This window comes from Pseudomonas sp. HMSC067G02 (genome assembly GCF_001813485.1).
In the GTDB taxonomy this organism is placed as follows: domain Bacteria; phylum Pseudomonadota; class Gammaproteobacteria; order Pseudomonadales; family Pseudomonadaceae; genus Pseudomonas; species Pseudomonas aeruginosa.
Genome location: NZ_KV812721.1, coordinates 48182 through 71398 on the forward strand (window position 1 = coordinate 48182; position 23217 = coordinate 71398).

At 66.6% G+C, this 23217-nt stretch carries 17 protein-coding genes and 1 pseudogene; 12 read left to right on the plus strand and 6 right to left on the minus strand.

Annotated elements, in window-relative coordinates; translation table 11 throughout:
- Positions 1-5: 5 nt before the first annotated feature.
- A complete protein-coding gene (locus HMPREF2914_RS26820; protein WP_023092417.1) occupies positions 6-830 on the minus strand; it encodes a molybdenum cofactor biosynthesis F family protein in 825 nt (274 codons plus the stop codon).
- 470 nt (positions 831-1300) lie between these two features.
- Here HMPREF2914_RS26820 and HMPREF2914_RS26825 point away from each other — a divergent pair, with 470 nt between their 5' ends.
- From HMPREF2914_RS26825 to HMPREF2914_RS26855, 7 genes are all read left to right on the plus strand, one after another.
- Entirely contained in the window at positions 1301-1870 is a 570-nt protein-coding gene (locus HMPREF2914_RS26825) for a fimbrial protein (RefSeq protein ID WP_003137599.1), read from the plus strand.
- A gap of 30 nt (positions 1871-1900) precedes the next feature.
- Positions 1901-2647, plus strand: coding sequence for a molecular chaperone CupB2 (gene cupB2, locus HMPREF2914_RS26830; protein ID WP_023092418.1), 747 nt, complete (start codon positions 1901-1903; stop codon positions 2645-2647).
- Between the two features lie 387 nt (positions 2648-3034).
- Positions 3035-5503 carry a fimbrial biogenesis outer membrane usher protein CupB3 gene (gene cupB3 / locus HMPREF2914_RS26835; RefSeq protein WP_031687649.1) on the plus strand — a complete coding sequence of 823 codons (2469 nt, stop codon included), beginning with the start codon at positions 3035-3037 and terminating at the stop codon, positions 5501-5503.
- The gene (locus tag HMPREF2914_RS26840) at positions 5500-6240 is read left to right on the plus strand and encodes a fimbrial biogenesis chaperone (RefSeq protein WP_003093371.1); all 741 of its coding nucleotides are present in this window, start codon (positions 5500-5502) and stop codon (positions 6238-6240) included. The genes cupB3 and HMPREF2914_RS26840 overlap by 4 nt, the downstream gene beginning before the upstream one ends.
- Positions 6241-6327: 87 nt before the next feature.
- A complete protein-coding gene (locus tag HMPREF2914_RS26845; protein WP_023092420.1) occupies positions 6328-9384 on the plus strand; it encodes a two-partner secretion domain-containing protein in 3057 nt (1018 codons plus the stop codon).
- Between the two features lie 99 nt (positions 9385-9483).
- Positions 9484-10629: a fimbrial protein gene (locus HMPREF2914_RS26850; protein WP_023092421.1), complete on the plus strand. Its 1146-nt coding sequence runs from the start codon at positions 9484-9486 to the stop codon at positions 10627-10629.
- 644 nt (positions 10630-11273) lie between these two features.
- Positions 11274-11918 (plus strand): response regulator, encoded by a 645-nt coding sequence (locus HMPREF2914_RS26855; RefSeq protein ID WP_003093364.1) that lies wholly within the window; start codon positions 11274-11276, stop codon positions 11916-11918.
- Positions 11919-11932: 14 nt separating this feature from the next.
- Here the strand turns inward: HMPREF2914_RS26855 and HMPREF2914_RS26860 are convergent.
- The 4 genes and pseudogenes from HMPREF2914_RS26860 to HMPREF2914_RS26875 form a co-directional block, all read right to left on the minus strand.
- A pseudogene (locus HMPREF2914_RS26860) lies at positions 11933-12621 on the minus strand (SDR family oxidoreductase).
- 89 nt (positions 12622-12710) lie between these two features.
- Positions 12711-15686, minus strand: coding sequence for a non-ribosomal peptide synthetase (locus HMPREF2914_RS26865; protein WP_023092422.1), 2976 nt, complete (start codon positions 15684-15686; stop codon positions 12711-12713).
- 210 nt (positions 15687-15896) lie between these two features.
- Complete coding sequence (locus HMPREF2914_RS26870) at positions 15897-16103, minus strand: helix-turn-helix transcriptional regulator (RefSeq protein WP_023092423.1); 207 nt, start codon at positions 16101-16103, stop codon at positions 15897-15899.
- Positions 16100-16474, minus strand: a complete 375-nt coding sequence (locus tag HMPREF2914_RS26875; RefSeq protein WP_023092424.1) for a hypothetical protein — start codon at positions 16472-16474, stop codon at positions 16100-16102. The genes HMPREF2914_RS26870 and HMPREF2914_RS26875 overlap by 4 nt, the downstream gene beginning before the upstream one ends.
- A 106-nt stretch (positions 16475-16580) precedes the next feature.
- Here HMPREF2914_RS26875 and HMPREF2914_RS26880 point away from each other — a divergent pair, with 106 nt between their 5' ends.
- The gene (locus HMPREF2914_RS26880) at positions 16581-17417 is read left to right on the plus strand and encodes a class I SAM-dependent methyltransferase (RefSeq protein ID WP_023092425.1); all 837 of its coding nucleotides are present in this window, start codon (positions 16581-16583) and stop codon (positions 17415-17417) included.
- Here HMPREF2914_RS26880 and HMPREF2914_RS26885 read toward each other — a convergent pair.
- A complete protein-coding gene (locus HMPREF2914_RS26885) occupies positions 17414-18082 on the minus strand; it encodes a helix-turn-helix transcriptional regulator (RefSeq protein WP_023092426.1) in 669 nt (222 codons plus the stop codon). The two genes, HMPREF2914_RS26880 and HMPREF2914_RS26885, sit on opposite strands and share 4 nt — an antisense overlap.
- A gap of 228 nt (positions 18083-18310) precedes the next feature.
- On the opposite strand from HMPREF2914_RS26885, the gene HMPREF2914_RS26890 reads away from it, so the two are divergent.
- The 4 genes from HMPREF2914_RS26890 to feaR all read left to right on the plus strand — a co-directional run bounded on the left by HMPREF2914_RS26890 (position 18311) and on the right by feaR (position 23140).
- Complete coding sequence (locus tag HMPREF2914_RS26890; RefSeq protein ID WP_003113043.1) at positions 18311-19798, plus strand: aldehyde dehydrogenase family protein; 1488 nt, start codon at positions 18311-18313, stop codon at positions 19796-19798.
- A gap of 190 nt (positions 19799-19988) precedes the next feature.
- A complete protein-coding gene (locus HMPREF2914_RS26895) occupies positions 19989-21476 on the plus strand; it encodes an APC family permease (RefSeq protein ID WP_023092427.1) in 1488 nt (495 codons plus the stop codon).
- Positions 21451-22029 (plus strand): DUF3156 family protein, encoded by a 579-nt coding sequence (locus tag HMPREF2914_RS26900; RefSeq protein ID WP_023092428.1) that lies wholly within the window; start codon positions 21451-21453, stop codon positions 22027-22029. The genes HMPREF2914_RS26895 and HMPREF2914_RS26900 overlap by 26 nt, the downstream gene beginning before the upstream one ends.
- Positions 22030-22189: 160 nt before the next feature.
- On the plus strand, positions 22190-23140 hold the full coding sequence (gene feaR, locus HMPREF2914_RS26905; protein WP_023092429.1) for a transcriptional regulator FeaR: 951 nt from the start codon (positions 22190-22192) through the stop codon (positions 23138-23140).
- Positions 23141-23217: the final 77 nt, after the last annotated feature.

A 23217-nucleotide genomic window follows, 5' to 3' on the forward strand; every position in this document is an offset into this window, starting at 1 on the left:
CGTCCTCACAGGTCGTGGCGGGTCTGGTTGAGCACCTGGGCCAGGGCGCCGACCGGGAAGTTAACCGGGGTGGCGAAGTCGTCGTCCTGGTAGCCGAAGATCTTGCCGTCGGTGCGCCCGGCTTCCAGGTCGATCAGCAGCACGCCGAGGGTCGGCACGATCTTCTCGCGCCAGACGAACAGGTACAGGCGTTCGGCCAGTCGGTAGCAGTGGCAGCGGTCGGTATCGGCCAGCCCTCGCTCGGCGCCGCGCAGGCATTGCCAGGTGTAGAGGTCGGGATTGAGGTAGACGTGTTCGTAGGCCTCGCTGGCGCTGTAGACGTAGCGGTTGCGCAGGCCGACCAACTCGTCGCTGGGGACGTGCGGGCAGGCGCCGGGCTGCCACGGGCGGTCGAGGCTGCCATGCAGGAACTCGGCCTCGACGCCGGTCAGTTCCCGGCCGGCCAGGGCCCGGGAGAACAGACCCTGTTCGCAGGCCGTGCGGTCGGGCAGATGGCCGAGCACCGCGGTGAACGCCTGGTTGTCGAAGTCCAGCACCAGGCTGACCGAGACCGGCCGGCCGTTTTCCTGCTTGAGGAAATCCACCAGGTAAAGGTTCTCCCGCAGTGAACTGGCGCGGTAGTCCGACTCGCCGCTGGCACTGCCGTCGGCCAGGCGCCAGCGCAGGCGCTGCGAGTCGAAGGCATGTTCGATGACCCAGCCGTTGGCGAAGTGCAGGACCCGTTCGAGCCCGGCGAGATCGCCGCAGGCGGGAAGGACGTGGTTGTCCGGAGCGAAGCCGTCGGCCAGGGCGCCGACGGTGATCCATCCGGAATGCGAGTGGGCGGACATAGGGTTCTCCTCGTCGTGGGAAACCCATGCTGGCCTGTCTTCGAGTATCCCGATATCGACCGGATGGTTGATAGGTCGATATGCCACGGAAATAGCACGGAGCGGCGAAGGGAAAGTTATCGAAGATGAAGTATTAGATGGGTTTTCGTTTCTTCTTTTTTGGTTTTTTAGTTAATGGGTTCCTGTTCTTCTATAAGTATTTTCTGAATGTATTCTTATGTACCTATTGGCTGTTATCGGAAATGGACTACATATGTTTTCGTATGATTATTATTTTTAAATCCTGTCTTTCTTTCTAGTATTTGGGTCTGCGTTTATCAGGGCGCAATCTTCGGCTGTCGCGTAATGGTCGGAGGCGCTCTAGGCGGCCGTCCCGGTTGCGCGCAAAGGCTTGGCTACCTTGGCCGGTTCGTACTGCATCGGCTCTCCAGGGAGCAGCCAGGATGTTCCACAACTCCAAAGGAAATCAGATGAACAAGTTCAAACGTGCAATTCTTGCGCCCCTCGTTGCGTCGGGCACCCTTCTCGCGCTGATGTCCCCCGCGGCCCATGCGGTCGATGGGATCGTCAACTTCTCGGGCAACATCACCGACGTCGCGTGCGATATCAACGGCCAGGCGCCGGGTGCGGGCAACGTCACCAACGTCGACCTGGGTATCGTGGCGCCGACCCATTTCACCGCCGTCGGAACCAACTCCACTTTCCAGGAGTTCGACCTGGTCCTCTCCGGTGCCGGCTGCACCAATGACAAGAAGGTTTCCATCGCCTTCGATACGGTCACCAACGTCGACCGCATCAGCGGCAACCTGATGCTGATGGGGCCGTCGAAAGCCAAGGGCGTGCAGATCCAGATCTTCAACAATTCGGCGGCCAACACCACGAAGATCCCGCTGGGCTTGGTCGAGGCCGCCCCGCAGAAGGCAACCATCGACAAGAACACGGCCACCCTGAAGTACAAGGCCTCCTATGTGTCCACCGAGAAGACCGTGATCGCGGGTACCGGCCTGTCCCATATCCGCTACCTCCTGGCGTACGAGTAAGCGGCGGTCGACGGACGAAGAGGTGAGGCCATGGCGCCGCTAATGCATCGTTTTCATTCTTTCGTGGCGGCAAGCGCCGTGGCCATCGCCCTGTGCGCCGGAACGGCTCATGCCGGGCTGATCGCACAGGGCACTCGTGTCGTCTTTCCGGCCAGCGAGCGCGAGGTCACCTTGCGGGTCAGCAATACGTCCGGCACTCCCGTGCTGGCGCAAGCCTGGATCGACGATGGCCGGCAGGACGTTCCCCCCGAGGAACTGCAGGTCCCCTTCAGCGTCACGCCGGCCGTGACGCGAGTGGACCCCAATGGCGGCGCCGTATTGCGCATCGCCTACCTGAAGGCCCCGTTGCCGACGGATCGCGAATCGCTGTTCTGGCTGAATATCCTGGAAGTTCCGCCCAGGGACGAAGACGAAAACAATGCATTGCAGTTTTCCTTTCGTTCGCGCTTCAAACTCTTCTTTCGACCCAGCCAGTTGAAGAGTGTCGATTCGGCTGCCGGGAAACTTCAATGGAAGCTTCTGGAGTCAGGGGGAGCAGGAAAAAAGTCCGTAGTACAGGTAAATAATCCGACGCCTTACTACGTTTCGTTCGCCAGCGTCGAATTGATTGTCGATGGCCGTGTCATGTCCGTGGGAAAGGGAATGGTCGCGCCATTCTCGACGAAGGAGTTCGACTGGCAGGGAAATCCGAAGAACATGGAAGCCGCTTCCGTCAGATACGAAGTCATCAACGATTACGGTGGCCGCAATACCCTCGATAGGGCACTCGGCAAATAACCCCTCCGTTTCCCCGCTTTTTACTTACGGCCCGACATATGAGTGGCGATTTTAAAATCGCTGCAGGGATTACATATGCCCAAAGTTTCTCTTCATAGGTGCTTGTCCGCTCCCGCTTACGGTGGGCAGGTCGCCCTGTTGCGAATGGCGATACAGGGAGGGATCGCCGTTCGTTCCCTGCGATTCGCCTGTCTGCTGGCACTGTTTCCTTCGCTGTCCTCCTGCCAGTCCTGGTCCTCCGTCGGCGCCGCCGGCGTAGCCGGGGCGAAAGCGAAGGAGGCCAGGGCGGGAGCACCGGCGAAACAGCTGCAGGCGCCCGCGGCGGCCGTTGCGTCACCGGCCGGCGGGTTGGACGCACCGTCGCGGCGGATCGTCTTCGACGCGCAGATGCTGGCCCTGGGGCCGGGCGGACGCTCGATCGATACGTCGCGTTTCGAGCGCGGCGACGTCATCGAGCCAGGCCGCTATCGCCTCGACCTGCTGCTCAACAGCCGATGGCGTGGCGTCGAGGACGTCGAGCTGCGCCGCCAGCCGGGGCGGGAAAGCGCGGTCTTCTGCTACGACCGGGGCCTGCTGGAGCGGGCGGGCATCGACCTGGAGAAGAGCGCGCGTGGCCAGGACCGTTCCTCGGCTCGCGATCCTCTGCCCGAAGGTTTGCACTGCGACCCTCTCGAGCGCTATGTGCCGGGGGCCCGGGTCAAGCTCGATATCGCCGAGCAGTCGATCTATGTCTCGGTGCCCAGCTATTACCTGAGCCTGGATTCTTCGAAGACCTATGTCGATCCGGCGAGCTGGGACAGCGGCATTTCCGCCGCCTTGCTCAACTACAACAGCAATCTCCACGTCAGGGAAAACCACGGCAGGAGCGCCACCAGCGGCTATGCCGGGATGAACGCCGGCTTCAATTTCGGGCGGGCGCGCCTGCGCCACAACGGCACGGCCACCTGGTCGCGCCGCATGGGCAGCCATTACCAGCGTAGCGCAACCTATGTGCAGACCGACCTGCCGGTCTGGCGTGCGCAGTTATTGCTGGGAGAAAACTCCACCAGCAGCGAGTTCTTCGATGCGGTGTCCTTCCGTGGAGTGCAGCTCTCCAGCGATGACCGGATGCTGCCGGATTCGCTGCGCTACTACGCTCCGGTGGTCCGTGGGACCGCCAGTACCAATGCGCGGGTATCGGTCTACCAGCGCGGCTACCTCATCTACGAAACCACGGTGGCACCCGGGGCGTTCGCTCTCGACGAACTGCAGACCGCCAGCTATGGCGGGGACCTGGAAGTGCGGGTGACCGAAGCCAGCGGGGAAGTCCGCAGTTTCATCGTGCCGTTCGCCACCACCGTACAACTGCTGCGCCCCGGGACCACGCGCTACAGCCTGACGGCCGGGCGGCTCAACGATCCCAGCCTGGAGCGTCGGCCGAACATGCTGCAGGGCGTCTACCAGCGCGGCCTGGGCAACGACGTCACCGCATACGGGGGCGGGGCCTTCACCGGCAGCTACATGTCCGGGTTGATGGGCGCGGCGCTGAACACGCCGGTGGGCGGATTCTCCGGTGACGTGACGCTGGCGCGTACCGAGGTTCCCGGCGACGATCGCCTTAGCGGCTCCAGCTACCGTCTCGCCTACAGCAAGAACCTGCCGAACACCGGCACCAACTTTTCGCTGCTCGCCTATCGTTACTCCACCGGTGGCTATCTCGGCCTGCGCGACGCGGCCTTCATGCAGGACCGGGTAGAGCGAGGCGAGCCGCTGGAGTCGTTCTCGCGCTTGCGCAACCGTCTCGACGCCAACATCAGCCAGCAACTGGGCAACGGCGGCAACCTGTACCTGAACGGCTCCTCGCAGCGCTACTGGAGCGGCGGCGGGCGGGCGGTCAACTTCTCCGTCGGCTACAGCAACCAGTGGCGCGACGTCAGTTACTCCATTTCCGCGCAACGCCTGCGCAGCCACTACGAAGGCTTTTCCAGCGGTGACAAGCGCGGCGAGACCAGCACGCTGTTCAGCCTGAACCTGTCCATTCCGCTGGGCGGCGCGGGACGCGGGTCGCCGACCCTGAGCAGCTACCTGACCCGCGACAGCAACAGCGGAACCCAGCTCACCAGCGGGGTTTCCGGCATGCTGGGCAAGCGTGGCGAGGCCTCCTACTCGCTGTCGGCCTCCCATGACCGCGACAGCCGGCAGACCTCGAAGAGCGCCAGCCTCGACTATCGACTGCCGCAGGTCGAACTCGGCTCCAGCCTCTCGCAGGGACCGGGCTATCGGCAGTTGTCGGTCAAGGCCGCGGGGGGCCTGGTCGCGCACAGCGGCGGGATCACCGCGGCACAAACCCTGGGCGAGACGATCGGCCTGGTCCACGCGCCAAACGCCAGGGGCGCGGCTGCCGGCTACTCGGGAAGCCGGGTCGACCGCCACGGCTATGCGGTGATTCCCAACCTGCTGCCCTACCAGTTGAACAGTGTCGACCTCGACCCCAACGGCATGGCCGACGAGATCGAGCTGAGGTCCAGTTCGCGCAACGTGGCGCCCACCGCCGGAGCGGTGGTGCGCCTCGACTATCCGACGCGGGTAGCGAGGCCCTTGCTGGTGGATAGCCGGATGCCCAGCGGCGAGCCCCTGCCGTTCGCCGCGGAAGTGCTCGATGCCCACAGCGGGCAGTCGGTGGGCGCCGTCGGCCAGGGCAGCCGCCTGGTGCTGCGGGTCGAGCAGGATCGCGGCTCGGTTCGGGTGCGCTGGGGCAACGAGCCGCAGCAGCAGTGCCTGGTCGACTATGCGCTGGGCCCGCGCGAGACGACGCCTCCCGTCCTGCAACTGGCATGTCGCCCGGCGTCGGCCGCCGACCGGGAGCGCACGCTGTGACCGGCGTCGGCCTGGGCCGATGCGGCACGGCCTGGGTCCTGCTGGTGGCGCTGGTGGCCGATGCCTCCGCCTCGCTGTCCGTGATCGGGACCCGTTTCATCTATCCGGCGGGCGTTTCCGCGCTGACGATTCGCGTCGGTAACGTCGGGACGCGCCCGGCCCTGGTCCAGGCCTGGCTCGATCGCGGCGACGAGACGGCGGACCCGAGCGCTGTCACGGTGCCGTTCATCCTGTCGCCGCCGCTGTTGCGTATGGACCCGCAGGAGACCCAGGCGCTCCAGCTTCGCCATACCGGCGAGCCGCTGCCGGACGACCGGGAATCGCTGTTCTGGGTCAACCTGCTGGAGGTGCCGGGGCGGGAGGACGGCAGCGGCAACCTGCTGCTGGTGAGCTACCGCCTGCGGATGAAGCTCCTGTTCCGTCCGCAGGGTCTGGCCGGCGATCCGCGAGCCGCCGCGCGCCAGGTCGTCTGGCGCCTGCGTCCGGCGGTACGGCCGGGGCAGCGGGCGCTGCTGGAGGCGGACAACCGCAGTCCCTATCACGTTTCCCTGGTGCGCCTGGAGCTGGGCGAGGGCGACCTCGCCATGTCCCTCGGCAGCGTCACCTTGCCGCCTTTCGCCGTTACCCCGTTGAGTCTGCCGGCCGTGCCCGGCGAGGCGGTGCGGGTCCATTTCGATGCGGTGGGGGATGACGGCCAGATCGAGCGCGGCGACGCGCCGGCAGAGAGATACCCGTAGGAGTTCGGCAGGGCCCGGGGAGTTGGGCTCCTGCCGTAGCACGGCCCTGCGAATAGGTCGCGGGGTTTCACTGGAGGAAGGAAGCACATGAACAAATGCTATGCACTGGTCTGGAACGTATCCCAGGGCTGCTGGAACGTCGTCAGCGAAGGCAGTCGCAGGCGCGGCAAGCCCGCCGGCGCCAAGGCGGCGATCGCCTCCGCCCTGGCCCTGCTGGGCGCCACGGCCCTGGCTCCGGCCTATGCGCTGCCAAGCGGGGGAACGGTGGTCGGCGGGAGCGCGAACGGGGAGATACACCTGTCGGGCGGCAACAGCCTGTCGGTCAACCAGAAGGTCGACAAGCTGATCGCCAACTGGGACTCCTTCAGCGTTGCCGCCGGCGAGCGGGTGATCTTCAACCAGCCGAGCAGTAGCTCGATTGCCCTGAATCGGGTGATCGGCACCAAGGCCAGCGATATCCAGGGCCGGATCGATGCCAACGGCCAGGTCTTCCTGGTCAACCCCAACGGCGTGCTCTTCGGTCGCGGCGCCCAGGTCAATGTCGGCGGCCTGGTGGCTTCCACGCTGGACATCACGGATGCCGAGTTCAACGGCAACTCCTCCAGATACCGTTTCACGGGTCCCTCTACCAACGGTGTCCTCAACCAGGGAGGCGCCATCACCGCGGCGGAAGGCGGCAGCATCGCCCTGCTGGGCGCGCAGGTCGACAACCGCGGGACGGTCCTGGCGCAGATGGGCGGTGTCGGGCTCGGCGCGGGCAGCGACCTGACGCTGAATTTCGACGGCAACAAGCTGCTCGACATCCGCGTCGACGCCGGGGTCGCCAATGCGCTGGCAAGCAACGGCGGTCTGCTCAAGGCCGACGGGGGGCGAGTCCTGATGGCGGCCAGGACCGCCAATGCGCTGCTCAACACGGTGGTGAACACCCAGGGTGCCATCGAGGCCCGCTCGCTGCGCGGCAAGAACGGGCGGATCGTGCTCGATGGCGGCCCGGACGGCAAGGTCATGGTGGGAGGCGCCTTGTCCGCCAATGCGTTGAACGGACCGGGGCACGGCGGGACGGTCGAGGTCCGGGGGCAGGCGGTGGAGGTGGCCCTGGGCACCCAGGTGAACACGCTCGCCAGCAATGGCCTCAACGGCACCTGGAAGATTGCTGCCGACAAGATCGACGTGCGCCCATCGGCGGTGTCGGATGGCGTCACCGTTCATGCCGACACCCTGTCGCGGAACCTGGCGAGCACCAATATCGAACTGGTTTCGACCAAGGGCGACCTGGACCTCGACGGCTCGGTGAGCTGGGCATCGGGCAACCGGCTGGGGCTGGGCTCCGCGGCCGACCTGACGCTGAATGGCAGGCTGAATGCCAGTGGCGCCAAGGCTGGGCTGGAGCTGAAGGCCGAAGGCGCTATCGATATCAATGACAAGATCGTTCTCGGCGGGGCTGGCAGCGCGCTGGCCATGGATGCCGGCGAAGGCCACCGGGTGAACGGCACGGCGTCGGTCTCCCTGGCCGGGGCCAACGCGACCTACGTCTCCGGCGGCTATTACTACACGGTGGTGCAGAACCTGGCGCAGTTGCAGGCGATCAACAAGAACCTGGACGGCCTGTACGTGCTCGGCGGCAATATCCTGGGCGGCAGCTATTACTGCACGGCACTGCAATCCATCGGCGGGCCCGCCGGCGTCTTCAGCGGCACCCTGGACGGTCTCGGCAACAGCATCGGCAATCTCTCGATCAGCAACACCGGGCCGAATGTCGGGCTGTTCGCCCGCTCCTCGGGCACCCTGAGCAACCTGAAACTGAACAACCTGCGGGTATCCGATAACACCTACGGCTCCGGTCCGTCTTCGCTCGGCGCCCTGGTCGGGATCAACAGCGGGCGTATCGCCAACGTCAGCGCCAGCGGGGTCTCGGTCGTCGGCAGCCGACTGCGCTCCAACGCACTGGGCGGCCTGGTCGGGCGCAATATCAACGGGCAGATCACGAACGCATCCGTCAGCGGCGGCGTCACCGCTTATGCGGCGAGCACGGCGGTCGGCGGTCTGGTGGGGGAGAACTTCACCACCGCCTGGGGGCCGGAGGCGGTCATCGAGAACGCCCACAGCAACGTCCATGTGGCTGCCCAGTCCACCGAGCGCAACAGCCTGGGCGGCGTCGGCGGCCTGGTCGGACTGAATGCGAAGGCCACGATCAGGGCGTCCGGCAGCCAGGGGAAGGTCGAGACCTACCGGCCCGGCCTGAACGTCGGCGGCCTGGTCGGCTACAACATGTTCGGCCACGTCTCCGATAGTAGCGCCAGCGGCCAGGTGGAGGCCGGCGGCGCGGGGTATACCGGCGGGCTGGTCGGCCTGAGTTCCGGCGGCGAGATATTCCGCTCGCAGGCGAGCGGGTCGGTGTACAGCAAGGGCGGCCTGGCGACCGGAGGGTTGATCGGCAAGGCAGAAGGCAACGGCATGCTCGGAAACCTGAAAGCCAGCGGCAGCGTCATGGACCAGGGGGGCGCGGATCTGGGCGGGCTGGTCGGCAACAACAGCCAGGGTGCCATCGAGACCGCCGAGGCGACGGGCAAGGTCAGCGGCGGCAGCAACAGTCGCGTCGGCGGGCTGATTGGACACAACCTCGGCGGTTCCGTCGCCCATGCGATCTCGCGCGGCGACGTGAGCGGCGGCTTCAACAGCCTGGTGGGCGGGCTCGTCGGCCACAACGGCGGCGAACTGGTCAACGTGGATACCAGCGGCAGGGTCAGCGCCGCTGCGAGTGCGTCGGTTGGCGGCCTGGTCGGCAGCAACGCCGGTTCGATCCTGTCGGCGCGCAGCAGCAGTACCGTCAACAGCGGCGGGCGCAGCCGCATCGGCGGCCTGGTCGGCGAGAACCAGATCCAGGGACGCATCGTTTCGTCCATGTCGGAAGGCACCGTCAGTGGCGACTACTACGTCTCCATGGGCGGGCTGGCCGGCGTCAACCTGGGATCGATCGAGTACTCCGGCGTCAGCGGCAAGATCGACTTCAAGCCTCAGTCCCATTACGGCCAGATCTACGGTGCGCAGGTCGGCGAGAACCATGGGGTCCTGGGCGGCAACTACGTGATCGGCGAGGCGGCGCTCCTGCCGCCTGCCGGTATCGACTACGGCAACATCTGGTAAGGCCGGCAGGGGAGGTCCCTGGCGGACCTCCCTTTCCGGCCGGGGCCGCTCTCGCCTGGAGTGTGGCCCTCTTCCGCAGGCGCAATCTTGGAGAGTTCCATGAGCATGAGGTTATTTCCCGGCCGCGTTTCCCTGCGCCGCCGGCCTGGCGCGCAGGCTCGGCAGGCGCTCGTTCTCGGCCTCTGCTGCCTGACCGGCGGCCAGGCCTGGGCCCTGAACGAGGTCGCCCTGAACTGCTCGTTCGGCAATGGCAAAGGCTTGCCCTGGCGTGTGGTGAACGAGCTGACCAGCGGCACGGCGAAAGGCACGGTGCTGTTCGCCAGGCCGGTGAGCCTGTTCCTGAACTACAAGCCCCAGGCTTCCCAGGAGGCGCATGAGCTGGTCATCGGGGGGAACTGGTCCGGGGTGGGCTATCCGGGGCCCTACGGCACGGTGGCGTCCGACGTCAAAGGCATCGGCTATCGGATCTCGGTGGATGCCCAGGACGGCGTCAAGCGGGTGATTCCGGTCGACAACCAGCCCCATGCGCTGGACAAGCGAGTCACGAGCTTTTCCGGAAGCACGACCAGCGACTACCTACAGGAACTGGTCCTGACGGTCGACCCCGGCGAGTTGCCTGCCGGCGACCTGAAGGTAACCAGCGTATCCGGCAGCGCCACCCTGAATCTCTGGGCGGTGGACAGGCTGAAGGGCGAAGCGTCCATCGGCAGCGTCCTGGCGGTGCCTGCGGACAACTACCCCACCGGGGTTTGCCGAAAGCCCTATTCGCTGATCGGCCCGGCCTCCATCGGGATCGGCGGCGGTCCCCCGCCGCCGCCGATCCCGAAGAAATGCAAGGTCGAGGTGGGACGGGAAATCAACGTCAAACTGGGTAGCGTCGCGTTGAAGAACTTCCCGCGGGTCAACGACACCTCCACGGAGCGTTCCTTCGATATTTCTCTCAGCGAGTGTGCGGCGCTGGCCAAGCCGGAAATCGCTTTCCGCGACAAGTATGTCTCGGCGCAGCAAGAGGACCCGACGATCCTCAGCTTGAAGAGCGGCGGCGCGGCGGGGTTCGGCATCGTCGTGAAGAACGGCCTGGACCAGCAGCGGATACGTTTCGACGGCACGCCCTACCCGATGCGGCGTGTCGGCGACAGCGCCGACCTCCCGCTGAGTGCCGCCTACATCCGTATCGGCGCGGAGGGCGAATTGAAGGCCGGGGTCGCCGACGGCGCCGCCGAGTTCACGTTTACCTTCCCCTGAGCGGCGCCGCCGTTCTTTCCCCGGCGTTTCCCGCCCCGCCTCGGGAAGCGCCGTCGGCCGCTTTCGCGCCAGCCCTCGCGAAGGCTCGGCCCCTCACCTCCAGTGGTTGCAGATCGCCGAAGGCGCTCTGCATATCGCTCCGCTGCTCGTCCTGGGTCTCGTGCGCACATGCCATTCCCGCACGCGGAATACCGATATTGCGTATGGGCGAAGGCTTTCTGAGGGATATGCAAGTTTCCTCGGTAGGATTTCGCGCAAATAAAAGAACGCTATTTTCCAGGCGATAGTTTCAGCTTGTCACGGAACTCTTTTTTCAAATTTTTTGCTGCTCTGGCTTGTCCGTTTCGTATTTCATCGTTTTTCATAAGTGTCTACGTATACGTTTTTCGGGGGCTGTTTCAAGTGTCTTTGTTGTTAGTTTGCGAGGCGAAAAAATAGTAGTTTTACTATATTAAATATCGTCGGTTTCACTAGAAAATACACATGTTCACTTTGAACCGGGGCAGTGGCGTCGGCGGATTCCGGACCGCGCTTTCCTCCTTGCCGGCCGAGCGGCGGCCGCCTGCCTGCGGCAGGCATGACCGAGACCACAGGTTTCCTGGTAACGCTTTCGCCTGCCGTGTACCGCTTAAGGAGACGCAAGGATGTCCCTACATCGCATTCGCGTAATGGTTGCGGATGATCATCCCGCCATTTCGCTGGGTATTTCCTACGAACTGAGTCAGTGCGGTTCTTTGGAGATGCTCGGTCAAGTTTCCAATTCTACCGAGTTGATCGGCCGGCTCGACGAAGGCGACTGCGATGTCGTTATCGTCGACTATACGATGCCGGGCGGGAAATATGGCGATGGACTGGCATTGTTGTCATTGCTGCGACGACGTTATCCGCATCTGCAATTGGTCGTCTTTACCATGCTGAACAATCCGGGTCTTATCCGGGCCATTCTCAAGCAGGGTATCAATTGCATCCTCAGCAAGTCCGACTCGACCAGTCACCTGCTGGCGGCGGTGAGCGCGGCCTATTCGCGAAACCAGTATTTCTCGCCGTCGATCAGGGACATCTTCGTCAACCAGGTGCTTTCCTCGCACAACGAACGGCTGACGCCCCGGGAGGCGGAAATCGTCCGTCTGTTCGGCTCCGGACTGACCATCACCGAAATCGCCGAGCGCTCGCATCGCAGCGTGCAGACCATCAGTACGCAGAAGGTCAGTGCCATGAAGAAGCTCGGCATCAAGCGCGATGCCGACCTCATCAGGTATGCGGCCGAGGGCTATTGCCGGATGCCCTGACGGATCGGCCCGCTTCACCAGGGCAGCGGCTGGTTCCGATAATCGACGAAGCGACAGGCATTCACGCCCGCGGCATCCTCCACCGCCGCGACCAGTCCGGCGGCGCTTTCCTCGACGCTCAGCGGCGCGCTGTCGCCGCCCATTTCGGTACGCACCCAGCCGGGATGCAGGAGCAACAGGCTGAACGGCAACTCCTCGAACTCGCCCTCCCAGCTGCGTACCAGGCTGTTCAGCGCCGCCTTGCTGGCGCCGTAGAGCGGCATTGTGGCCGACAGGCCCAGCGCCAGGCTGGCCATCTGCGAACTCATGAACGCCACCACGCCACCCCGGCTAACCCGCCCGGACAGTGCCCTGGCCAGGCGCAGCGGCGCGATGGCGTTGGTCAGGAACAGCTGGGCGGTCTGCTCGGCGTCGATTTCCGCCACATCCTGTTGCTGCGGGCCGTAGATGCCGGCGTTGACGATCAGGCGATCGATCCGCGCTCGCCCAGCGCCTCGCCGATGCGTTCGGCGCAGTCGCGTTGGTTGAGGTCGCCGGTCACCGCTTGCAAGCGCTCCCCGGCTCGCTCCGCCAGTGCCTGCAGCCCGGGAGAGCCTTGCGGTCGCCGGGCGACGGCGAATACCTGTGCGCCGCGTTGCAGGAAGGCATCCGCCAGTCCCAGGCCGATGCCGCGCGAGGCGCCGACGATCAGAACGTTGTGCATGAGGTTCTCCGGGCGATAAAGCGGACAGGATACCCAAGCGCGTCCCGCTGCGGTAACCGCCGCGGCGACCGGCCGCGGCGGCCTCGACCTTACCGCATGGCGCTGCCGCCCAGGCCGGCGAGGTACAGGTCGAGCAGGCGGTCGTCGAACTCCGGCTCGCGCACGGCGCTCCCGCGCAGGTGTTCCTCGACGTTGGTGCAGTCCCAGAGATAGGTATCCTGGTACAACTCGACGGTGCTGCGGCCGGCGTACATGTTGTCGCGGAACATACTCAGCAGGGGATAGAGCGGGGCGTCGCGATTGTCTTCCCAGAGACTTACCCAGTCGTCGAACGGCATCTGCCGGAGGGGACGCCCGGCGCGTCGCCCGAGACGGTCGAAGAACTCGTCCAGGGTCAGGCAGCGCGGAATGCTCGGCACCAGGTTGAATTTCTTGCCCAGCGCCGAAGGCTGGCGGGCGATGACGCTGATCGCCTCTACCATGTAGTCCACCGTGGTCAGGCCCTCGCGCAGCTCGCGCAGGAGCGGCACGGCCCGGTACTCCAGGCAGGTCCGCGCCAGCCGGCTCCACCACTGGTAGTCGGCATGGGCGCCGGTACGGCTGTGGCAGGTGGCGTAGCCGAGGCGGAAGGTCATCAGCGGCAGGCCGCGTTCGGCGGCGAGGTCGGCGATCTTTTCCATCACCCATTTGCTGCGCACGTAGCCCATGTCGGTGACCACCGCCGGCAGGTTCTGGTCGATGTCGTCGTCCTCGCGCATCAGGCGCTTGCCGGTATGCAGGTGGCCCCAGCTGTACACCGAGATGCTCGACAGCAGCATCAGCGGCTTGCAGCGGCCGCTGGCGCAGAAGCGCAGGACCTGGCCGAGCCCCTCGACGTTGTCGCGCTTCATGTAGCTGTATGGCTGGATGAAGTTCACCGCGCTGGCGGAATGGAAGACCTGGTCGACGCTGCCGGCCAGCTCGCGGTAGGTTTCCGCCGGTAGTCCGAAACCTGGTTCTGCGAGGTCGGCGGCGTAGGCCCTGACCCGTCGCCAGTCCGACTCGGCGAGTTCGATGCGGTGCTGCCGGGCGGCCTGGCGCAGGCGTTCGAGGGCGTGGGCGTCGTTTTGCGCACGGACCGGACAATGCAGGTCGGCCTCGCGGCTGGCCAGCAGCTCGGCGAGCAGGTGGGCGCCCATCAGCCCGCTGGCGCCGGTGAGCAGGATGTGCCGTGGCGCGAGCAACTGGGCGGCGTCCATGGGCCGACTGAAATCCACGTCGGCGGGCAGGCGCACGTCCCGTTGCAGCTCCTGGGCCGGTTCGCTGTCCAGCGCCGGCGGCGCTTCGCCGGCGCGCCGCGCTAGGCTGGCCGCCAGTTGGCGTACGCTCGGGGTGCGGTAGATGTCGTGGATGTAGGCACGGTTGCCGAAGCGTCGGCTCAGTTCGCGCACCAGGGCGGCGGCCAGCAGGGAATGGCCGCCGACCTCGAAGAAGCTGTCGTCCAGGCCGAAGTCGGTATGCCCCAGCACTTCCTGCCAGGCCAGGGCCACTTGCAGTTCGCCGGGGGTGCCGAAGCGTTGCTCGTCGAGTCGTTCCTGGCATTGTTCCTCCAGGCGTCGACGCAGGGCCTGGCGGTCGATCTTGCCGTTGACCGTGGTCGGCAGGCTGTCCAGCGACAGATAGCGGCTGGGCAGCATGTAGTCGGGCAGTTCCTGGCGCAGGGCGGTCTTGATGGCGGCGAGCACGGCCCTGGCATCGCCGCCCCGCTGGCGGGGGACCACGAAGGCGCTCAATTGCTGGCTACCGCAGCGTGGGTCGGCATGCGCCAGCACCACCGCGCCATGGATCGCCGGCTGGCGCAGCAGCGCGGCTTCGACGTCGCCGAGTTCGACGCGGTGGCCGCGGATCTTCACCTGATCGTCCAGCCGACCGAGGAACTGCAGGCTGCCGTCGGCCAGCCAGCGGGCCTTGTCGCCGGTGCGATAGAGCCGGCGCCGCAGTGCCTGCGAGTAGTGGAAGCGCCTGGCGGTCATGTCCGGGTCGCGCAGGTATTCGCGCGCCAGGCAGACGCCCGCCAGGTTCAGCTCGCCGGGCCGGTCGCCATGGCAAGGCCGGTCGTCGGCGTCGAGAATGAATGCCTCGCAACCGTCGATGGGCGTGCCGATCGAGGCGGGCCGCCGATGAGCTTCGGCGTCGACGATGCGGCAGGTGGCGAAGACCGTGGCTTCGGTCGGGCCGTAGTAATCCACCACGGTATAGGGCAGCCCGCCGGTTGCGACCGGCGGCAGTTTTTCCCCGGCGCAGAACAGGTAGCGCAGCGCCAGCGACGGCGGAGCGGGTTGCTCCACCAGCGCAGGGACCATCACGGTAGGCGCGAAGGCATGGCTGATCCGCTGCTCGGCGAAGAATGCCAGCAGCGCCGCCGGGTCCGGGCGCACCTCGTCGGGCACCAGGTGGAGGCAGGCGCCTGCGCACAGGGTGGACCAGATTTCCCATTGGCAAACGTCGAAGCCGACGCCGGCCATCAGGGTGGTGCGGCTCCGTTGGTCCATCTCGAAGCGCCGGTTGTGCCAGTCCACGAGGTTGCTCAGGGAGCGGCTCTCGATCACCACGCCCTTGGGTTCGCCGGTGGTGCCCGAGGTGAAGATCACATACAGCGCTTCGCTGCCGTCGAGCGCCGGTCTCGGCGCGGCACCCGCCGCACTCGTCGCGAGCGCCTGTGCGATGACCTCCACCGGTTGCCCCGGCAGGTCCTCGGCCTGGGTGGCGAGGGCCACGGGGGCCTGGCACTGGCGGAGGATTTCCTGCTTGCGCCTGTCGGGTTGCCGACGGTCCACCGGTACGTAGGCCGCTGCGCACTTGGCGGCCGCCAGGATGGCGATGACCAGTTCGGCCGAGCGTTCGGCCAGCAGGGGCAGCCGCTCGCCCCGGGCGACGCCGCGCCTGGCCAGGTGGGCGGCCAGCCGGTCGCTGAGTCGGTCGAGTTCGCGGTAGCTGAACGAGCGCTCGCGATCGACGAGGGCGGGGCGTTCGGGATGGGTATCTGCGTGTTGCCTGAATAAGCCAAGAACAGAATCTTTCGACATGGCTGAGACTCCTGTCTTGCCGGTTGAAAAGACGTTATCCGTGGTTTTTCAGCGTATCGAGCGGGGACCAGGGGGAAGGCTGGCGATAGGCCTGGTCCAAGGCTAGCCCCGAGGGGAAATGCGGCAACTGCCATTTGGTACAGGGTAAGGGGGGCTCGCCGCCGGGGTCGCCAGAGGGCGCCCCGGACATTTCCGGCAGCGGGATCGGACTCAGTCCAACGGGGCTTCCCGGTCGTCGAAGATCGCTTCTATCGCCAGTCCGAATACCCGGGCGAGCTTGAAGGCCAAGGGCAGGCTTGGGTCGTAGCGGCCGGTTTCGATGGCGTTCACCGTCTGCCGCGATACCTCCAGCTTTCCGGCCAGCTCCGCCTGTGACCAACCGCGCTCCGCGCGCAACTCGCGAACCCGGTTCCTCATGCGTAGCGCCTCAGTCCCAGGACGCAGCCGATGGCCCAGAACGCGCCCATCAGGGGCCAGACGAAGAACATCGAGAGTTTCGGAAAGCCGGTGGTTTCGAGGAAACCGTAGGCGAAGGTGAGCAGGGCGGTGCCGACGAAGGCCAGGGCGAGGGCTTCGAGATGGATGCGCCGGGCCATTTCGTCGAGGCGCCGCAGGTAACGGATCACCACCAGCGCCAGGGCGACCATCGGTGGCACCGGCAGCAGGGCGAGGAAGACCCGGCTGGCGCCCGGTTCCGTGCCTGCCAGCAACTGGCCGCTGATCAGAACGGCAGCGGCATAGCCGACCAGCGCGAGAAGCAGTTCGAGGAAGAAACGTTTGTGGGTCATGGTTGAACCGTCCATGTAAAGGGAGCTTTACATTGGCCGGGGTGCTCTTCTTTGTCAAGCAAGCTTTACATTCTCTATGGGCTTGCCTTGGCGAGGAGACTCGGGGATGGTAGCGGGCGGTCTCTGGGAGAACGGCGAAATGGCGACGGGCGACGAATTCGACGCGCTGCTGGCGGAAGCCGGCCGCACACCGATGCGCGGCTGGGAATACGACTATGGCGGACGCATCCGCCTGGAACCGCCGCCATGGGATTTCCCGGGGCGCATGCTGGAGCGCTGCCGGGCCGCCGCCAGCCTGCTGGACATGGGCACCGGCGGCGGCGAATGGTTGAGCCGGCTGCCGTATCGTCCGCCGCTCACCGTGGCTACCGAGGGCTGGGCGCCCAACCTGGAGATTGCCCGGGGTCGCCTGGAGCCCCTGGGCATCCGCGTGGTCGAGGTGGAGGGCGCGCCGGACAACCATCGCCAGGGCCGGGAGGGCGATGGCGGCGGGGCGTTGCCGTTCGCCGATGGCACCTTCGACCTGGTCGGCAACCGCCACGAGTCCTATCTGCCATCGGAGGTCCGGCGGGTGCTGGCGCCCGGCGGCTGTTTCCTCACCCAGCAGGTGGCCGGCGACTTCAACCGCGAGTTCTATGCGTTGCTCGGCGAACCGGCGCCGACGCCGGAGGCGCCGCACTGGAACCTGGGTTTCGCCCGGGCCCAGCTGGAGGCCGCGGAGTTGTCGCCGGTGGCAGGCGGCGAAGGTTGGGAGGTGTTGCACTTCGCCGATGTCGGCGCCCTGGCCTGGTACCTGTTGAACCTGCCCTGGGTATTTCCCGGTTTCTCCTTCAGGCGCCACCGCGAGCGCCTGCGCGGCCTGCACGAGAGCGGCAAGCCGCTGGCGGTGCGGCAGTTCCTCTTCTGGCTGGAGGCGCGCAGCCCCCAGGCCGCGCGCGGCTAGAGGAAGAGTCGCTTCACCAGCTCGGTGCGGCTGCGCGCGCCGGTCTTGCGGAACAGGTTGAGCAGGTGGGTCTTCACCGTCGGCAGGCCGAGTCCGAGGCACTGCGCCAGGCATTTGTTGCTGACGCCGTCGCGCAGCAGCAGGGCGATCTCCCGTTCCCTCGGTGTCAGGCCTTGCAGGCGCTCGGCGCTGGCCGTTGGCGTGGCGCATGCCTGCGCCGCCAGCTCCATCAGGCCATGCAGGGCGCGCAACCGTCGCAGCTCCTGGTCGGAGAAGGCCCCTAGGCGGGCGTCGCGCAGCAACGACAGGGCCGCCACCGGACGCTGCTGCGCATGCGCCAGCACCTCGACCACGTCGCAGATCCCGTGGCGTCGCAGGAAGCCCTGGTACAGCGCGCTGTCCTCCGCGGGCTGGCGGGCGATGCCCTGGCGCAGCGGCACCACCGGCGAAGCGCTGGCCAGGCAGTGGCGCGGCTGCAGCGGATCGTAGTCGCGGTAGTGGCGCAGGTAGTCGCGGTGCATGCCGGCCGGCATCCGCAGGAGCTGGAAATCGTGTGCGCGGCAATCCTCGTCGATGCGATAGAACACGCACAGGCTGGCCGGCACCACCTGGGTGAAGGCCTGCATGCAGCGCGGGCCGAGGTCGGGCGACAGGGTCGAAGGCATGGCGCGGGACTCCCGTGGGACGAGGCGGCGGGACGTCCACTGTCCCGCCTGCCGGGCAGAATGTCCATGCCCCGGCGCGCCGTCTTGTCTCTCTCTGCCTGGCTTGGCAGGCAGCGGCAAGAAACCCGGCAGGCTGGAGCAAGCGAGCGGGGGAGCGGCGGGTCCAGAGTATTCCCGGGTAGTAGGCGCATGCATGACGCAGCGCCGTCGCCAAGCCGAGGAGCACACATGAGTATTGCCATCGACCCGTCCGTCAGCGCCTTCTTGCGCAGTCCCCATGGCCTGCTGATCGACGGCGAGTCCGGGCCGGCGCGTTCCGGCGCCGACATGCCGCTGTACGACCCGGCGACCGGTGCCGAGCTGGCGCGCGTGGCCCGCGCCGGCGCCGAAGACGTCGATCGGGCGGTCGCCGCCGCGCGGCGTGCGTTCGAAGGCAACTGGGCAGGCCAGCGCCCGGCCGATCGCGAGCGCCTGCTGCTGCGACTGGCGGAACGGATCGAGGCGCATGGCGAGCAACTGGCGCAGCTGGAGACCCTGAACAACGGCAAGTCGATCAACCTGTCGCGGGCCCTGGAGGTCGGCGCCTCGGTCGAGTTCATCCGCTACATGGCCGGCTGGGCGACCAAGATCGAGGGCCGCAGCCTCGACCTGTCGATCGCCGCGGTCCCAGGCGCGCGCTACCGGGCCTACACGGTGCCGGAGCCGGTGGGCGTGGTCGGAGCCATCGTGCCGTGGAATTTCCCCTTGCTGATGGCGATCTGGAAGATCGTCCCGGCCCTGGCCTGCGGCTGCACCGTAGTCCTCAAACCGGCCGACGAAACCCCGCTGACCGCCCTGCGCCTCGGCCAGTTGTGCCTGGAGGCGGGGATTCCGCCAGGGGTGGTGAACATCGTCACCGGCACGGGCGCCGAGGCCGGCGCGGCACTGGCGGCGCACCCGGGCATCGACAAGCTGGCGTTCACCGGCTCGACCCCGGTGGGCAAGCTGATCGGGCATGCGGCGGTGGAGAACATGACGCGTTTTTCCCTCGAACTCGGCGGCAAATCCCCGGTGATCATCCTCGATGACACCAGCCTGGACATGGCTGCCGCCGGTTCCGCCGGCGCGATCTTCTTCAACCAGGGGCAGGTCTGCACCGCTGGTTCGCGCCTCTATGTGCAGCGCAAGCGTTTCGACCAGGTGCTGGAGCGCCTGGCGGCCATCGCCGGCGACCTGAGCATCGGCCCCGGCCTGGATCCGACCACGCAGATCAACCCGCTGGTCTCGGCCAGGCAGCAGGAGCGGGTGCTGGGGATGATCGAAAGCGGGGTGGCCGAGGGCGCCAGCGTGGTCTGCGGCGGGGCGCGCCAGGGCGAGACGGGGTTCTACGTGCAGCCGACGATCCTTGCCGACGTCACCCCGGGGATGCAGGTGGTGCGCGAGGAAATCTTCGGGCCGGTGCTGGTGGCGACGCCCTTCGACGATCTCGACGAAGCGGTGCGTCTGGCCAACGACAGCATCTACGGGCTCGGTGCGAGCATCTGGTCCAACGACCTGCGCCAGGTCATGGACCTGGTGCCCAGGATCAAGGCCGGCACGGTATGGGTGAACGCCCACAACCTGCTCGACCCGTCGATGCCGTTCGGCGGCTTCAAGCAGTCCGGCATCGGTCGCGAGATGGGCCATGCGGCGATCGAGGCGTACACCGAGAACAAGTCGGTGTGCATCGCCTACTGATATCGATGAAATCGGGGTGAGCTGATTCGTTCGGCTCTTTCGCTGCCCTCCGCGGCAGCCTTTTGTTCGACACGCTTCGCCTGCCGGCGGAGCGTACGGGACGCCGGCGCGTCCCGCAGGGCGCCTGGCGCGCCCTGGCAGGGCCTGACGCAAGAACAACAACAGCAACGCTGCCGTCGAGGATACGTCGATGTCCAACTCCAGACTCACCCAGCACCTGCTCCGCGGGCGGGTTGGTTTCCCCACCGCCCTGGCCAGTTCGGTCGGGTTGATCATGGCCAGCCCGGTGATCCTCACCGCCACCACCGGCTTCGGCCTGGGCGGCGGAACCTTCGCCGTGGCGATGCTGGTGGCGCTGCTGCTGATGCTGGCGCAGTCCACCACCTTCGCCGAGGCCGCCTGCCTGCTGCCGACCCGTGGCTCGGTCTACGACTACCTGTCGTGCGGCCTCGGGCGCTTCTTCGCGATCACCGGCACGCTGTCGGCCTACCTGATCGTCCATGTGTTCGCCGGCACCGCCGAGACCATGCTCAGCGGCACCATGGCGCTGGTCAACTTCGAGTCGCTGAATACCCTCACCGAGCCGGGCGGCGGCGCCTGGCTGGTGGGCGTCGGCATGGTGCTCTGCTTCGGCCTGCTGAATGCGCTGGGGATCACCGCCTTCGGTCGCGCCGAAGTGATCCTCACCTTCGGCATGTGGAGCACCCTGATGATCTTCGCCGTGGCCGGTCTGCTGCGCCTGCCCGCGGTGGAGTTGCAGGGCTGGTTCGGGGCCTCGATGGTCGGCGACGACCTGCCGACCCTGCTGTCGCTGGTGGGCATGGCGATGTTCATGTTCGTCGGTTGCGAATTCGTCACGCCGCTGGCGCCGGAGGTGCGCCACGCTTCGCGGACCCTGCCGCGGGCGATGGCCCTGGGGTTGGTCGGGGTGGCCTGCTGCATGTTCCTCTATGGCGCGGCGATGCGCCGGCAGGTGGAAAACCTCGACCTCGGCGGCGGCCTGCACCTGCTGGAGACGCCGATGGCGATCCCGCGATTCGCCGAGCAGGTGATGGGACCGTTCGGACGCATCTGGCTGGGCGTGGGCCTGCTGTTCGCCGGGGCCGCCACCATCAACACCCTGATGGCCGGCCTGCCGCGGATTCTCTACGGGATGGCGCTGGATGGCGCCTTGCCGAAGGCCTTCACCTACCTGCACCCGCGCTTCAAGACACCGTTGCTGTGCATCGCCGTGGCAGCGGCGATTCCCTGCCTGCACGCCTGGTGGCTGGGCGGCGACAGCGAAGGGATCATCCACCTGGTCCTGGCGGCGGTCTGCGCCTGGGGCACCGCCTACCTGCTGGTGACCCTCTCCGTGGTGCTGCTGCGCATCCGTCGCCCGGACCTGCCGCGCGCCTACCGCTCGCCGCTGTTCCCGTTGCCGCAGCTGTTCTCCAGCGCCGGAATCCTGCTGGGGATGTTCTACATCACGCCGCCGGATATGAACCCCGCCGACATCTACCTGCCGTTCGCCCTGATGCTCGGCCTGGCGGCCGCCTACGCCCTGTTCTGGACCCTGTGCGTACAGCGGGTGAATCCGTTCCGTCCGCTGGCGGTGGAAGAGGTGCTGGAGAAGGAATTCGCCGAAGAGGACCAGCAGCGGGAGAGGGCGCATGTCCGCCTGGGCGCGCTGGTATGAGCGCCACTGGCGCGACTGGCGGCCAGCCGCCTATCGCCCCGGAGCCACCCTGGCCCTGGTGCGGCGCAACCTGGCTGCGTGCGACGGCGAGGCGCAGGACGGCAGGCTGTTGCTGCGTACGAAAGAGCTGAGCTTCGAGGTTCGCGAGCGGGTCCAGGCGCACCTGTTCATGCATATCGTCAGCACCGAGTTCAGCCTGTTCGTGGCGGCGCCTGGGGGGCCGCCGGCCAGCCTGGAGCTGCGTCACGCCGGTTGCTTGCGGCGTCGCGGCATCCTTTGCAAGGTGCGCAGCGGGAGCGGGCTCGAGCCGTTGCGGGAGGCCTTGCAGGGGGGCGACCGGGCCTTGCTGGAGCAACTCATGCCGCTGGACTTCCGGAGTTTGCGCCTCTGCCGCGACGACAGGGGCTGGACCGTGAGCCTGGAACACCTGGGGGCGTGCGAGGTGGTCAACCGCTTCCCCGCCTATCGCCGCTACATCCCCCTGGTCGCCGAGCAGCGCCTGGCCCTGCTGGGTGCCTTCGCCCAATTGCAGCGCCTGCTTTCTCCCGCCTGAACGGCCCTTGCCGGCTCTCCCGGATGCGTATCCGCCGGTCTATTTGCGCCAGCTTGTGGGTATATCGATAACATGTTAATCATGTCGGCAGCGCTGCGTGGCTTGGTAATTGCCGCGCCATACAACAATAACGATGGCCGTTGCCGTCAGGAGGTGCCCGGTGCATACCCTGTCTTCCGCACACAACAGCTTCGAAGCCTGGAACCAGGCGTTGCGCCAGGTCTGCGGGCGCTTCGAGTCGCAGCCCGCGCTGAACCGGACGCTGTTCATCGGCGATATCTCGCGGCAGGACCTCGGCGGCCTGGAGCTGGCGCAGATCCGCACCAACGCCGGGCGCATCGCCCGCCAGGCCACCCATGCCGATCATGACGACGACCGTCACTGCTTCCTGGTCGTCCAGCGCAGCGGCCATGCTCAACTGCGCCAGGGTGGGGACAGCATAGAGCTGGCGCCAGGGGAAATGGCGCTGATGGACTCCGCGGGCGGCTGCGAGATCATTCCCCACGGACTCATCGAACACACCTCGTTCCATCTCTCCCGCGACCAGGTATGCCGGCACCTGCCACCCAGCCAGCGGGCCTTCGGCAAACTCTCGCCGAACTGCGCCAGTGGTCGCCTGCTCGGCCTGCTGGTGCAGCAGGTGTGCGCCGGAGAACTGCAACCGTGGGCGGTGGCGGACGAAGGCGGGGCGTTGCAGGAGGCGCTGATCGCCCTGCTCGGGCCGGCGCTACAGCACGCCGGCGAGGAATTGGAGGGACCGCTGGCCGGGCTCTATGGCTACAGTCTGCGCCGGCACGCGGAGCGTCTGATCGAGCAATCCCTGCGGGAGCCGCGCCTGAGTCCGGACATGCTCGCCGGCCGCCTGCGCATCTCGGTGCGCCAGTTGTACCGGTTGTTCGAGGAGCAGGGCGACAGCGTCTGCCGCTACATTCTCCGCCAGCGCCTCAGCCGCAGCGCCGCCGACCTCGGCAACCCACGGCTGCGCGGCGAATCGATCACCTCCATCGCCTTCAAGTGGGGTTTCAGCGACTCGGCACATTTCAGCCGGGCGTTCAAGAAGCAGTTCGAGGTTTCGCCCAAGGACTATCGGGCCGGCGCGCTACCGGCCTGACGCCGCCGCGCACTGCCATTCGTCCCGCCGATCCGCGCCGCTGGCGGAGCTGGCCCGGTGAATGCTTGACGCTTCAC

Coding starts and splice junctions, on each gene's coding strand:
- HMPREF2914_RS26875 (WP_023092424.1), bottom strand. CDS start 16,474: ATGACCCACAAACGTTTCTTCCTCGAACTGCTTCTCGCGCTGGTCGGC.
- HMPREF2914_RS26900 (WP_023092428.1), top strand. CDS start 21,451: ATGTCCGCCTGGGCGCGCTGGTATGAGCGCCACTGGCGCGACTGGCGG.
- HMPREF2914_RS26880 (WP_023092425.1), top strand. CDS start 16,581: ATGGTAGCGGGCGGTCTCTGGGAGAACGGCGAAATGGCGACGGGCGAC.
- HMPREF2914_RS26850 (WP_023092421.1), top strand. CDS start 9,484: ATGAGCATGAGGTTATTTCCCGGCCGCGTTTCCCTGCGCCGCCGGCCT.
- cupB2 (WP_023092418.1), top strand. CDS start 1,901: ATGGCGCCGCTAATGCATCGTTTTCATTCTTTCGTGGCGGCAAGCGCC.
- HMPREF2914_RS26845 (WP_023092420.1), top strand. CDS start 6,328: ATGAACAAATGCTATGCACTGGTCTGGAACGTATCCCAGGGCTGCTGG.
- HMPREF2914_RS26825 (WP_003137599.1), top strand. CDS start 1,301: ATGAACAAGTTCAAACGTGCAATTCTTGCGCCCCTCGTTGCGTCGGGC.
- HMPREF2914_RS26865 (WP_023092422.1), bottom strand. CDS start 15,686: ATGTCGAAAGATTCTGTTCTTGGCTTATTCAGGCAACACGCAGATACC.
- cupB3 (WP_031687649.1), top strand. CDS start 3,035: ATGCTGGCCCTGGGGCCGGGCGGACGCTCGATCGATACGTCGCGTTTC.
- HMPREF2914_RS26855 (WP_003093364.1), top strand. CDS start 11,274: ATGTCCCTACATCGCATTCGCGTAATGGTTGCGGATGATCATCCCGCC.
- HMPREF2914_RS26890 (WP_003113043.1), top strand. CDS start 18,311: ATGAGTATTGCCATCGACCCGTCCGTCAGCGCCTTCTTGCGCAGTCCC.
- HMPREF2914_RS26820 (WP_023092417.1), bottom strand. CDS start 830: ATGTCCGCCCACTCGCATTCCGGATGGATCACCGTCGGCGCCCTGGCC.
- HMPREF2914_RS26870 (WP_023092423.1), bottom strand. CDS start 16,103: ATGAGGAACCGGGTTCGCGAGTTGCGCGCGGAGCGCGGTTGGTCACAG.
- HMPREF2914_RS26895 (WP_023092427.1), top strand. CDS start 19,989: ATGTCCAACTCCAGACTCACCCAGCACCTGCTCCGCGGGCGGGTTGGT.
- HMPREF2914_RS26885 (WP_023092426.1), bottom strand. CDS start 18,082: ATGCCTTCGACCCTGTCGCCCGACCTCGGCCCGCGCTGCATGCAGGCC.